This is a genomic window from Microcoleus sp. OTE_8_concoct_300 (genome assembly GCF_031383065.1).
GTDB lineage: Bacteria > Cyanobacteriota > Cyanobacteriia > Cyanobacteriales > Microcoleaceae > Microcoleus.
The window spans coordinates 1-12,724 of record NZ_JANMZH010000128.1 but is presented as its reverse complement, the minus strand read 5'-3'; the positions used below and the strand labels follow the sequence as shown (position 1 = coordinate 12,724).

At 45.2% G+C, this 12,724-nt stretch carries 14 protein-coding genes; all 14 read right to left on the bottom strand.

Annotation, left to right across the window (positions count from 1 at the left end; all coding sequences use genetic code 11):
• Positions 1–171 precede the first annotated feature (171 nt).
• Complete coding sequence (locus ACUVJL_RS06225) at positions 172–1,020, bottom strand: DUF6920 family protein (protein ID WP_445245059.1); 849 nt, start codon at positions 1,018–1,020, stop codon at positions 172–174.
• Between the two features lie 18 nt (positions 1,021–1,038).
• Positions 1,039–1,377 carry a hypothetical protein gene (locus tag ACUVJL_RS06220; protein WP_333134131.1) on the bottom strand — a complete coding sequence of 113 codons (339 nt, stop codon included), beginning with the start codon at positions 1,375–1,377 and terminating at the stop codon, positions 1,039–1,041.
• 15 nt (positions 1,378–1,392) lie between these two features.
• Positions 1,393–2,934: a phytoene desaturase family protein gene (locus ACUVJL_RS06215; RefSeq protein ID WP_445245058.1), complete on the bottom strand. Its 1,542-nt coding sequence runs from the start codon at positions 2,932–2,934 to the stop codon at positions 1,393–1,395.
• 35 nt (positions 2,935–2,969) lie between these two features.
• A complete protein-coding gene (locus tag ACUVJL_RS06210; RefSeq protein ID WP_445245057.1) occupies positions 2,970–3,761 on the bottom strand; it encodes a CPBP family glutamic-type intramembrane protease in 792 nt (263 codons plus the stop codon).
• A gap of 97 nt (positions 3,762–3,858) precedes the next feature.
• A complete protein-coding gene (locus ACUVJL_RS06205; protein ID WP_445245056.1) occupies positions 3,859–4,230 on the bottom strand; it encodes a hypothetical protein in 372 nt (123 codons plus the stop codon).
• A 210-nt stretch (positions 4,231–4,440) separates the two neighbouring features.
• Complete coding sequence (locus tag ACUVJL_RS06200) at positions 4,441–5,199, bottom strand: DUF6920 family protein (protein ID WP_445245055.1); 759 nt, start codon at positions 5,197–5,199, stop codon at positions 4,441–4,443.
• Between the two features lie 26 nt (positions 5,200–5,225).
• Positions 5,226–5,564: a hypothetical protein gene (locus tag ACUVJL_RS06195; protein WP_445245054.1), complete on the bottom strand. Its 339-nt coding sequence runs from the start codon at positions 5,562–5,564 to the stop codon at positions 5,226–5,228.
• A 6-nt stretch (positions 5,565–5,570) separates the two neighbouring features.
• Entirely contained in the window at positions 5,571–6,218 is a 648-nt protein-coding gene (locus ACUVJL_RS06190; protein WP_445245053.1) for a DUF6064 family protein, read from the bottom strand.
• Between the two features lie 33 nt (positions 6,219–6,251).
• On the bottom strand, positions 6,252–6,806 hold the full coding sequence (locus ACUVJL_RS06185; RefSeq protein WP_445245052.1) for a DUF3122 domain-containing protein: 555 nt from the start codon (positions 6,804–6,806) through the stop codon (positions 6,252–6,254).
• Positions 6,807–6,850: 44 nt separating this feature from the next.
• On the bottom strand, positions 6,851–9,112 hold the full coding sequence (locus tag ACUVJL_RS06180) for an alpha/beta fold hydrolase (protein WP_445245051.1): 2,262 nt from the start codon (positions 9,110–9,112) through the stop codon (positions 6,851–6,853).
• Between the two features lie 58 nt (positions 9,113–9,170).
• Entirely contained in the window at positions 9,171–9,836 is a 666-nt protein-coding gene (locus ACUVJL_RS06175; RefSeq protein WP_445245050.1) for a GIN domain-containing protein, read from the bottom strand.
• A gap of 206 nt (positions 9,837–10,042) precedes the next feature.
• On the bottom strand, positions 10,043–10,912 hold the full coding sequence (locus ACUVJL_RS06170) for a hypothetical protein (RefSeq protein ID WP_445245049.1): 870 nt from the start codon (positions 10,910–10,912) through the stop codon (positions 10,043–10,045).
• 481 nt (positions 10,913–11,393) lie between these two features.
• On the bottom strand, positions 11,394–12,191 hold the full coding sequence (locus tag ACUVJL_RS06165; RefSeq protein WP_445245048.1) for a CPBP family intramembrane glutamic endopeptidase: 798 nt from the start codon (positions 12,189–12,191) through the stop codon (positions 11,394–11,396).
• Between the two features lie 103 nt (positions 12,192–12,294).
• Positions 12,295–12,724, bottom strand: a 430-nt coding sequence (locus ACUVJL_RS06160; protein ID WP_445245047.1) for a CPBP family intramembrane glutamic endopeptidase, incomplete at its 5' end; no start/stop codon positions are given.

Below are 12,724 nucleotides of genomic sequence, written 5' to 3'. Positions count from 1 at the left end.
CGATTGCATGAAGTAACGCCAAAGTAGGCTTCACGTTCGCCCGTGTCATCGACCACATTACCCGCAGCTTCACCTGTATCCTCGACCGTGCTTGTTCCTGAAGATCAGCTTTAAAATAAATTTCGCTCTGGCAAAATATCGGGATATCGTTGAGTTGATACTTTCTGAACATCATGACGCAAACTCATAGTTAATCTTTGTAACTCTTCCCTTAAAGTAGAGCCGAATGCCTTCTGGATACTCCCATCCCACTTCGCCTTCCAGAGGAATCAACATCCCATTGTGAACTGAATAGTTCCAGAATCGACCGCCCCAAGGCATCGCAGTCAGCTTGTCACGATAACGAGCCTCAGTCCGAAACGTATCGATCGTCCCTTCAGCATTAAACTGAAATACGACGGAGACAGTGGTTGCACCATCCGTCAAAGTAGCGCGAGCAGAGGTGTCATTAATCGCCTCCCAGCGCACACCTTGACTGGGTAATAGTGCAGTGGGATACCAAGGAGCCTCAGCAAAGAACCGCAATAATTCACCTTGGTTCGCTTCAGGCGTACTGGGTGTTTTTGCAACGGTAAAAAGACCGAGTAATGATGCGTGTAAGCTGCCTTCTCCTAAGAGATAGGTATCATGAACAAAGGCATTAACTCCTGGAGCCATCTGGATGCGTGCATCCCAATCAAAACCCTGACGTTGAGTAATCACAAATTGAGTGGCAGTAAACGGACTCCACTTGTTCTCAGTTTCACTCATATTGAACAGTCCCTGCTGAGAGAGTTTGACCGCCGCCACGATCGCTTGTCCGTCCTTAATTACTGTCCGAAAAAATCGCTGTACGGGTTCTGGCAAGCCTTCAATCTCTTTTTGGTCGTAGATTTTGGGCTTAATTGTTCGCCGTCCATTTGTTAATTTTGCTCGTAGGCGATCGGTATCTGACTCCCAGCGATAGCTACCATAAATGGCAGCAATTCCAAAGCTGACTATGATTAAAACACCAATAATTGCAATCCACTTAATCCACATGATACTTACCTATGTTTGTTAATTCAGAAGTTGATAGATTGTGACGATCAGAACGATCGCTACAATAGCTGTATAGATTGAAAACGTGTACTTAGATAGCCAATTAGGAAGATAAATCGCAAAATTGTCCTTTGTTGAATTTGAATACTTCCGTGCAATCAGAGTTAATGGGCAGACGAATCGAAAGGTTAGTAAGATTATACCTTCTAGAGATACAAATCCATAACCAATCCAGAGCCAGATATCGATTTTATTGGCGATCGCAGCATAAAGCATATAGAAAATCACAAAATTGAAGAATATCCAGATCGCCGTGTGGACGATTTTAATCAGCATCAATTTGGTTTTATTTTCCACATTCCCTCCCTCTTTTTAAGGTGTCATTGCCCGAAAATTCTGCTTGTCTTCCCGACAGATTTGCTGAATAATATTGCGTCCAGACATTGCCACCACTGGCACACTACCACCGGGTTCGACCCACTGACCGATCAAATAGAAATTCCGCAGTTTAGGTAATGTTTTCGGTAATCCTTTTATCGACAGTGGGAGGGTTTGCTTCGTCAGTAGCCAGCCACAACTCGATCCTTTCCAGTTCCCAGTGTAACGCTCGTAGGTCAAGGGAGTTGCCACATCGACAAACTCAATATCAGTCTTAATACCAGGGTAAAATTGCTCTAGAAGATCGATGAGAATTTGCGATTCTTGAAGTTCCTCCGCGTCGTAGCTCGATCGACCGTAAATACGTTGCCAATATTCATAATTAGTCGTCAACATGACCATCAGAACCGATTTCCCTGGTGGTGCTAGTGAGGGATCGAAGCAATAGTGCTTGACTCCAATCTCATACCGCGCTTCCCCCGCAATGACTACAGGTTCGTCGAGTAAATGTGTCGTCCAATGCGGTTCAGATGATAAATCTCGATTGACTCCTAGTGATACCTGTAGTTGAGAATGAATGGGTAAGTGTCCATCATAGTAACGTTGCATCTCGCGAGGGACATATTGCTGATTCTTCTTCGGAGAGGGTCCGCCAACGAGTAACCCAAAGAGCGTATTGTGTCCATCACAGGCTGAAATAATTCGATCGGCAAAGTATTTTTCGTTGTCATATAATCGCACACCATTCGCTCGATGATTCTGCACTAAAATCTTTTCTACTTGTGATTCATAGTGGATTTCACCTCCTAATTCCCGATAGCGCTGGGCGATCGTTTGAGCAAATTGTAGCGATCCCCCCAGCGGAAATCCAGCATTTTTGGTGTGCATATACGCCAGTAGAGACATACCCACCATCACTGGAATGCTTTCCCAGCCAAACATCTGAGGAATAGCACGGCGAAGAAATGGGTCTTGGAAGCGATCGGCAAACTCCGCTGCTGAGAGGTTTCCCCACCGCGACATTGGGCATACAAACGGCAACATTTTTCCCACCAGGCGTCCCCAGTCACCCAGACGCATTAATGCTTTGGGTTGCTGCTGAAGTAGGGATAGATCAAAGTGAGTAAACGTGCGAATCCCAGCACAGAAATCGCTAATTAATCGCCGATCAACGGGTGATAGTTCTTTTAAATGCTGCTCCAGCCGATCGGGATTGCTGTAGACAATTAAGGTTTTACCATGAGGTTCGCTAACTCGTAGCAATTCATCGTGATGGACAAATTGTTGCTGCGGCATAACGCCAAGTTCTTCCCAGAGCCGATAGAAAGGCTGTCCTTGCCCAGAGCCAAACAAATAGTGAATGCAACCATCAAAAATAAATCCCTGTCGTCGCCATGACGTACACAGCCCACCGGGTTGATCGTGCATTTCAAAGATCTGCGATCGATAACCATTCATCTGGGCGTAGCAACCTGCTGCCAGCCCAGCAATCCCCGCCCCAATGATGATAATGGTGCCACCACAATTACGCTTCATAATGAAGATTTTCTATATGTTTGCTATACCTCGTGTTAGCCCGCAAGAACCCTTTCTCGGCGAGAGAGATTGGTTTTTCCCAATACTGCGATCAGTGCGATCGCCACAACGCAATTCAGGAGAGCGTATGCGACAGGGGACACCCCAGTTATAAATAGTCCCCATACGTTCAGCGAACCATGAAAAAGCGCCACTAGCAAAATACTGCCTTTAGTGCTGTTGTAAATCCAGGTATAAATAAAAGCATTTGCTGCTATGCTGATGAACCAGAGGAAAGGGAACTCAGACATCGGGTGGCCTACCAAAAAGACAAGCGGTAAATGCCATAAACCCCACAATATGCCCACAATGAGAGTAGCAATCAGAGCGTTATATCGTTTCTGCAAATGTGGTAATGCAAAGCCACGCCACCCAATTTCTTCGCAGGTAGTGGCGAGGAAATTTACTCCCAAACCGAAAATAACATAGGGAGATAGATTGACTGGTGGCACTGCAATTGTTACTGAAAAGCCCAATAATTTCGTGACGGCTTGCGCCACAATCAGCAAAATTGCAGACCCCAGCACCGCTACGATGTACCAGATTAGGCTAACCCGCCATCGGATTAGTCCCTTGTTCAAATCCCGAATCCCTGTTTTACCATGCGTCACCTGTGACACAATCATAGCCGCAAGAGCAGATCCAACGGCATAAAAGATGGAAAGAAGTTGGAAGTAGGGACTGTTAAATGGGGCAATGCCTCGCGAGGCTAAGACGGCCGATATCATGCCAAGCCATGACATACCAAAGGCTAAAATATAGAACCAAGTAACGGGATATTTTCTCACTTTTCATTCTCTCTTTTGACATAGATTGTTCTATTGATAGTTCGTTGGCGTAGCCTCTGCTTTGCCGAATTGATGGTGAAATCTAGTTCGGCTCGTCCTAACCATCTTCTCGACCATATGCTTTGAAAGCCAAAAAGATGCCGATCGCCAGAAGAATGATTTCCATCACTAACAGAGCGGTGGTGTTCTGAGATACCTGCTGGTAAAGCCCTGTAGCAAACATCCGAAACAGTCCGCCGAAAATGGAAAACCAACCTATCAGCGTTACCATCACTGTCCAGTCACCCATCCAAAGATTGTGAACGCGGACGATTGCAAGACCCGCAACAAACAGCAATGTGCCTGAAAGGTAAACTACAGGAGCAATTTGAGTGTCATAGAGATGAGGCTGGATAAATTCGGATTCGGATATGGTAATGGCAATCAAAGTAGGACCGATCAATCCTGCAATATGTTTTGAATTCGGCATTTTAAATCTCCTCTGTTATTCGATTACTTCTAATTTAGAGTGGGAATTTGAGAAACTCGTAAGCGATGAAAATTACTGATGCCAAAATGTACAGCCATGAGCGATAGGAGATTGGCAGATAGAGTGAATCGCCGATCAACCCGATGCCGATTAAAATATAGGATGGGCATTTGATATCATTTTCTACCCTCTCCTTTGAGATAGATTGGTCTATCGATAGATTGCATCATCGATCGTGCCTCGAAAGAACTCACCCTCAGACTCAAATCGCTCGGTGCCAAAATACCACCCAACCCGCAGACGGGTTGGAATGGTGTAGCCGCAGAACGTGCCCTCTTTCTCTAAAATTCCACCGAAGTCCACATAGCGGAACTCAGCACCGTCTAGACTGCCCCAGCGTGGTAGCTTAAAGGTCTTGAGACAACCCGTTTGATCGAGGGTGAAATCTAGTTCGGCTCTCTCGCCTTGCACTACAAAACTGGGATGCAGGCTGGAGTCTAGATCCGATGAATCTGGACTTGCCCATGAAACGCCATCGCCGCAGAATACAGACGGTAACCAGAGTGACTCTGATTGGAGGCGACCAATAGCCGACCGTGTAATATCCGAACCACTCGCCGTCATCACAGGGAATAATCCTAAAAGCTTCCACTGCATCGCACCGATGCCGTCTATGATGCGGTCTGAGCCGACAATTGGTAAGCCATTTATCCATGCTGTAGCACTCCAAATCAGTCCATGTTCCCAGCAAATGACTTGCTCGGCTTTGAATGGAATCCAACTCTTCAGTTTGATTTCGCCGTGCATCTTCAAGCGAACCGCAGAAGCGAGCTTTGTTCCAGGTGCGATCGCATGGTCGAGATACCGTCTGGCGGCTTCTGGCAAGTGAGTGAAGTCATCTAAGTGGAATACACGCTCCTGAGATGTGGCTGAATTCCATAGCGCATCAAGAGAAATTTGTTTGGTCATTACTGCCTCCAGTGTTTTGGTATTTTTTAATTCAAAATTTGATAGATGGTGATGATTGTAATGAGCGCAAAAATAGTGGTGTAGATTAACTTCGTATACTTGGCGAGCCAACTGGGAAGATAAATATCAAAATTGTCCTGAGTGGACTTGGAGTATTTTCGAGCCAGCAGATTTAATGGGCAGTAGGATTTAAAAGTGAGTAGGATTAGCCCTTCTAGAGTGATAAATCCATAACCGATCCAGAGCCAGTGATCGAGTTTATTAGCGATCGCGGCATAAAGCATATAGAAAATCACAAAGTTGAAAAATATCCATATCAAGGTGTGAATGACTTTAATCAGAGTCAATTTAGTTTCATTTTCCATATTGTGTCAATATAATTTATCCATTTTCGGCGTTAAATTTTGCCAAATGATCGAAGCCGTTCCGATCGTTCCCGCAATGAGTAATCCGAAATCTTCTTTAATCCCAAAACTCAACGCCGCCGAAGTTCCGACGATCGACCACAAAATGGGAACAATCAATAAACTAGACGGAATTTTTTTATCTGTCCAGAGTAGCAAGCCGAAGGTGAAAATGGTTGTCTGACAAGGCGTACCGAACGTCGGCGATGCTGGAAAAATTCGCCCCAGCGCGTAGCCGATTAACGGATAAATTACCAGCGCATAAGTGATAAAAATCGCCCCAAGGAAGCCGTAAAATTTCTGGCTAGCCCGAAAACTTAAACGATTTCTCACCACACCTTCATATAAAAACAACCAGCCTTGAAAAACGAACACCGCGCCAAAAACATAAGCGGGTGGACTGATTTTCGTAAAAAAAATCAAATGGTAAATAATACCTGCCCACAGCCAGAGAAAACCGAGTAATCCCGAAATGATTTTGTTTGCAAATGGTTTTCGACTTACTGCCAGTCCAACCGCCACAATCCCCACTAAAGTTAGTACAAACTGCATCGGAAATATAGTTTGATTGTATTTCTCGAAAACTCGAAGAAATTGTTCTGTGGTAAATGGCATCGCTAATTTTCCTCAGCTCGATTGTGGGTTATTCTATGATGATTTATAACTGCCAACAGCCTGCCATTCTTCGACTAAAGATGGTGGGACTGACAAGCTAACAGGTTCACCACCGATAGTTGGCAATGATAATTTCAGAGGAATCTCGACCTGCAACTGCGGTAATAATGGCTGGAGGTCATACTGTCCGACGTTGGGTTCGGGAAGGGCTGACTCGGTGAAAATATCACTAGAAGCTTCGGTAGCTGTGAGTGTTTTTCCTAGGGAATCAGTCAGAGTGAGGGGTTGAGTGCGATCGATCTTGACCACTCCAGGAAAACCCACCAATCGCAGATCGAAACTCGTCTGGTTATCTGGGCTGATGCGTTTAAAGGCGATCGCTTGCCAGTTATGCCCATTCTGATCTATCAGAGTTTGCCTCGATTGATAAACCATCTGTCCTGGTGCTTCCTCTAGTTCGCGAATGGCGGCAATTGTCGGGCTTTGGCCAAGTCCAACTAAGAGGCAAAACCAGATCGCAAGTCCGATCAATATGGTCTGAATTGACTTTCCAAATATCATAAATTTCTCCTGAAATCGAGTTTTCATTTTTTCGTCCGAATCTTATTCACGATCGCATCTACGAATTTGGCTTACTTCTTCCCAAAGACGATCTTGGCTAGCTGAACGCCGATCGCTCCAGAATTTACATCTTCCCGATTTCCCAAGACGATGATGACAACCTTGTCATTGGGGTAACGTGCAATAAAACTGCTGAAGCCTTGAACTCCGCCGACGTGGCTAGCCACTGGGCGATCGCCGTCCTTGCCGATGCCCCAACCATAGCCATAACCAAAGCCGCCGAAAGGAGTGAACATCTGGTCTCGCAAGTTTTTCGGGATCAGTTTGTCTGTGTACAACGCCTGATCCCAACGGTAGAGGTCTTCCACAGTAGAGTACAATCCGCCAGCAGCGTAGGGGATAGACATATCAATGAAATTAGCCGGAACGCTCGTCTGGTCACGATAGCCAACAGCAAGATCGCCGTTGTTGTGGTCGTAGCCCGAATTGACCATCTGCAACGGGGTGAAAATATTGTCTCTGAGAAACGCTTCATAGGTCGCCCCAGATGCCCGCTCGATGATGGCACCTAGCACAACATAACCGGAGTTGCTGTAGCTAAACTTTTCACCTGGCTGGAAATCCAGAGGTTTGTCTTTGAACCGTGCGATCGTTGGGATGGGAGACGACGGCGATCTCATAGTGGTCTGGAAGTCTGGGAAACTGGTGAAATCTGGGATACCAGAGGTATGGGTCAAGAGATGATGAAGGGTGATATTCTGCCACGGGTTAGGACATTCTGAAAGGTAAGTGCAGATGCGATCGTGAACATTGAGTTTGCCCTGTGCCTGCAAGATGAGGGTCGCCACCGCCGTGAACTGCTTCGTCAGTGAGCCGATACGAAATTTTGTTTGCGCCGTGTTGACCAAATGCTTTTGGCGATCGGCCTCGCCATACCCCTTTCTGACCAGAACTTTGCCGTTTCGTGCAATCAGCACTGACCCGCTAAAGAGTCTCGCTTTGGTCAGCTTGCTCAAGTATGTGTCAGCTTTGAAAATGATGTCCTGAGCCAGAACCTTGTTTGCGATCGCATCTACGAATTTAGCTGACTCATTCACCCAGGGATTGTGACCCGATCGCTCAAACCAAATCAATTCTTTGTGGGGCGCAGTCAGGAGATTAAAGTATTCCTCGGTCAGCTTCGGCGGTGCGTTAACATCGTGGCGACCAATCAGAAAGTAGACTGGCACTTCCAGGCGCGTTGCTTGCTTGCGAAAGTCCACACCCCACAATTGCGGGTAGACAACTCCGAAAGTGTCCAGCACTCCTCGGACAAAATTCACCTTATCGTACAGTCCATACTCGGAACCTGCAAGGTCTTGCAAGGTATTAAACCCTGCATTAGCGATCGCCGGATTCTGATTCATGTACTTGAATGTCTCTGTGAGGTAAGCCGCACTCTTCAATGCAACATCGTTGCCGTAATAAGGCGGCGGGCCTTGTTGCTGGAGTTTTTCCACTTGTTTCGTGTCTCCGCGAACACGCGCCCAACGCAGAGCAAAATCGTAGCAAATCCGATCGTTCTCCAGAAACGCCACCATCTGCCCCGTGCCGATAAAAGCATGAAACAATTCTGGGTAACGTTGCACCACCATGATGCCAAGGGCGCTACCCCACGACTCACCCAACAGATAGACTTTTTCTTTACCAAAGCGTTGTCGCAGGTTTAAGACCAATTCGTGGGTATCGGTGATGTAGCGATCGGGTGTTAACTTAGAACGATCGACTGCATCGAAGGATTTGCCTGCTCCCGGTTGATCCCAATTGACAACAACAAAGCGATCTTCTAGCCCCGCTAGTGCGCGTCTTGCAGTGACGAGTTGGCTACCGCCAGGGCCACCAGCCAGAAAGAGCAACACGGGATTGCGCGAGTCTTTGCCGCGAATCGAGATCCATTCCTCGGAACCGCCGAGTTTCACTTTTTCTAGTACAGCAATGCTGTTAGGAATGGGCTTGCTGTTGACATCCAGAATGGGTGGTGTGGATGCGAATAGTTGTGAGGCGAAAATGGCAAGAAGGGCGATTGAAATAGCTCCTGCAAGCTCGGCAAGCATCACGCGCACGGTAAAGCCAAGCCGAAACATCGCAAGAAATAAGGCAACTTCTGCCATTATGAATAAAATCTGAATCGAGCGGGGAACGGTAGTGATGCTGGGTAACAGCATTACTGGAAAAATTACTAGAATGATTAATATGGATACTAGAATTCGCAGTAATATGAGGGCGATCGCACTCACAAATTGCAGTTTAGATAGCTGATTTAGCTTGCGGCCATGAATAAGTTGACTCATCATCAATTCCACTATTTGGACAGTTACATCAGCTTCAGATTGCGGGTTGCTTAAATAAAAGCTACCGTTTCTTGACCTTCCCCACACCCTCCACAGACTCCCGAACTTCGGGAGAGCCGACATATTCTATTGACCCCACGCCGGATACAGATGCGTCCAATCGATCGCTCACATTGACTACAGCACTCCCCACACCGCTATTGCGAACCGTAGCCTGTTTAGTCTTGAACTCATCGCCTTGGAAGCTTCCAACCCCGGAAAGGGTAAGGTCTAGTACATCAGCGCTTCCGGCGATCGTTACTTTCCCCACGCCATCCATCACAACTGCCAATCGTTTGCCTTGAATACCCTTGGCTTCAATACTGCCGACCCCATCTATGTTCAAGCTTTCTAGACTCTTGACCTCCAAAACAAACTCAATAGGCTTTGTCGGATTGAAAGAGGAATCATTTGCGATACTGAGATACAGGATGCGATCTTTCACGCGACTCTCTAGAAGCGGAAGAATATTGTCCTCAGCGTTAATCGTGAGGGATTCTTTTCCCGTCTGCTGCACCTTGACTCTGCCCACAGATTTAAAGGAGATAGATGAAAATCCAGCCACTTCTCTGGATTCTGTTTTAACGATTCCAGACCCTCTAACTCCACTACCAATATTGAAATAGCAGCCCGCGACTATGCTCAAAGCTACCAAGCACGCAACCAACCAGTATCGCTTCAGTCTCATTGTTTTGCCTCCATTGGTTCAAATTAAAATTTAAATTAACAAGCGCGGTCGTCCGCAGACGATGCGATCGCCATTTGCACTTTGAATAGCTGATTTAGCTTGCGAATCGGGGGATGAATGAGGTTATTCATGATAAATTTCCCTATTCCATCAGCTTCAGATATTGGGGTAGATAATAACGATTCAGATTTATGCTGCCCTACTCACTAAGTAGCTATTTGGGGTTTTTTTCTACCAAATTGCGACAGCAAGATGATACCCAAGCCGAACACATTGACTAGGAAAACTACTAACCCTCCGAAAAATGGAATTAGTGTCATAACTGTCAGGATCGCCAAACCGACCAAGAACTGCTGCTGTAAAGACCAATTACCATTACGGAATAGGCGTTGACCGACAAAAAGTGCTATGCCTAATGAGCCGACTAGAGCAGTAATCACCGCAGTCAGACTCAGGAGTGGAATCAGAGGAATACCAATGAGCGTAATCGCTAAAAACACGGTAGCAAAGACCAAGGAAACGATCGCCCCGATTCCCCATAGAGCAGTCAAACCGGGGTGTTGACCCAATTTTGTCGCCAAATTTGGCAGGAACTGTGGGCTGGTTTGTAAGATGATCAGTCCGAGAATAGCTGCTACTACAGCGGAACAAGTTCTAAAAATGGTACTGAAGAAATATTGCGCGAAGAAGCTACTTCTGCCTCGATCGGAGCCATACATCATGCCATGTCGATCGCTGAATGTAGCGCGTTCACCACCAATAATCGCACCTGGTTCCTGTACGATTTTGCCGCCAAAAGAGTAAGCATCACCCTCTACCCGCGCTCCTTTTTGCAGGATGACATCTCCGCCAAACGCGATCGCAGTATCCACAACTTTGGCATTAGGGGATACCGTAACACTCCCGCCAAAAGCAAGGGCATTTTCCACAACTTGGTTCTCTGGTACGGTTACGCTTCCACCAAAGCGAATGAGGTTGGTATTGTTGATATTGATATCAGTCTGCGCCAGAGCATTGCCTGCAAATATTAAGCAAATGGTAGCTACAAAAGCCAGAATTAATTGTTGCCATTTCATAGATTTCATCCTCGTCAACAACAAGAAAATTAACTATCTATCATGATATTAAAAAAAAATGAATAAACTGTGAAGAAGGTATGAATTACTCATGAAAAATATCCCATCATTTCCGCATAAACCAATCAACAGGTCGCCGTAGTGAAACAGGCGGCGGATAACTCTTCAAATAACCCGTTCGCAAGATAAATTGAATATTTTCGCCGCTCCCCATCAATTGATTCAGTTTTTGCCTCGTGGATAATTTTTCCAATATCTGTGTCATCGGATGGATGGCGAACTCTAGCCGATGTATTAGTTTGTCCAGCCCGGCTTTGCAAATGCAATGTTGGTAGCTGGCATTCTTTGTCTACTTAATTATTGACTGCATTTTGTAAAAAGTATGGATAAACTATCTTCTAAATTATGAATTACATTCGACTTTTTTTGTTGATGCTGCAACCGTACATTACGCAAAAGACAACCACCAATCGGGCATAAATTAAGTATATCTATACCGGGCTAACGTTTTTGTTCCCCAAAAGAATACCACGATTACAACTGTCATTATTATAAAGATTGCTCCAACAAACGGATTATAATGCGAGCCATAGTTGGGAAACATAAACGTACTGACGTTAATCATGGCATGAAATAGAATCGTTGCAAACACGCTTTTAACTGTATTGTTGTAGATCCAGACTATGATAACCCGTAAAAAAACGGTACTGATGCATTGCCAAACTATCCATATCGGAGTATGGTGAGCTTGACTGTAAGGTATGATGTGCCATATTGCCCACACCAATCCCAAAATGATACTTGCTTTTAATGCACCCCATTTATTTTGCATTGGGTCAATAGCATAGCCCGACCAGCCAACCTCTTCGCCAATTGCAGCGATTAAGAATATGAAGAAAGAAATAAAAGCAAATAGAAGTGGTGTCTGTGGTTCAGGGAGCGTTGCTCCTGTCATCTTCATGTACCAATAAGAAAGCACTGCTATGACGGGCATAACAAAAACAATAGGTATATACCATTTTTTATTTTTTATTTTTTTAAAGTCGAAGGATAGTTTCAACAGTTCCTTAACTCCCTGCATTTCTCGTTGTTTATAAACAAGAATTGTTGCCGCTAATAGAGGGCAGAAAGTCGTTAGCGCACTTATTGGGAGTTTTATAGGCAGTATTTTAGTTAAATCCCCAGCCATAGCACCCAGTATCCAAAAGGGAATTGAAAGCAAAAGTACCAACAAAAAGAATTTGAGTGGTGACTTGTTTTCGAGTAGGCTGTTATCCATGATTGTGATTGACTAAATTTTGGGGCGAGATTATCATGCGTTTAATTTTTCATTTTGTGTGAATAGTATTTTAATGTTTTTATGCTGATTTTGATAAAATCAATCAAGTATATCTATACCGGGCTAATGTCTTTGCTCCCCACAGAAAGATTACAATGACAGCGGCTATCGCAATTATTGAATAGTGAATATCAGGATAGTCAACTAGCGGATTGTGAGTTTGATCTTTGGGAAATAAAATCCTCCCAATATTAGCCATACTATGAAAAATGATGCACGCAGAAACACTCTTTCCAGTGTTGTTATAAAGCCAAACAATAAGTATCCGCATACCAACAGTACCGAGAGTTGCCCATGCTATCCATATCAAATCCCCACCCTGTTGAATGATAGATGGGTAATGCAATATTGCCCACACCAAGCCTACAATGATGGCGGTTGTTAGTGCAGACCATCGTTCTTGCAGAGCATCAACGGCATATCCCGACCAGCCGACTTCTTCACCTGTAGCAAGGAGGAAGAAGGCAACAGAC